The 476-nt window shown below is 70.4% G+C and carries 1 protein-coding gene; it reads left to right on the forward strand.

Going from position 1 to position 476, the window contains the following annotated elements; genetic code table 11:
• Positions 1-476: C-terminal helicase domain-containing protein (locus G3I71_RS47030; protein WP_164325077.1), on the forward strand; the 476-nt coding region annotated here is incomplete at both ends.

Here is a 476-nt window from a genome sequence, read left to right on the forward strand (position 1 = left end):
GCGTCGCGGCCGCCGAGCTCAAGGACGCGTCGTCGAAGAAGAAGGGCGAGAACGTCTTCACGATGGTCCGCCGCATCGGCCAGGCGAAGGCCGGGCTCGCGGCGGACTACGCGGCGCAGCTCGCGCGCAACGTCGGCAAGGTCGTGTTCTTCGCCAAGCACGTCGACGTCATGGACGCCGCCGAGCAGCTGTTCACCGAGCGCGGCCTCAAGCACGCGTCGATCCGTGGCGACCAGACCCCGCGCCAGCGCGAGAAGAAGGTCACCGCGTTCGTCGAGGACCCCGAGGTGCAGATCGTCGTGTGCTCGCTCATGGCGGCGGGCGTCGGGCTGAACCTGCAGGTCGCGTCCAACCTCGTGCTCGCCGAGCTGCCGTGGACCGACGCCGAGCAGACGCAGGCGATCGACCGCGTGCACCGCATCGGCCAGGACCAGCCCGTCACGGCGTGGCGCGTCATCGCGGCGCAGACCATCGAC

The sequence above is a fragment of the Streptomyces sp. SID12501 genome, assembly GCF_010550245.1.
Classification (GTDB): Bacteria; Actinomycetota; Actinomycetes; order Streptomycetales; family Streptomycetaceae; genus Streptomyces.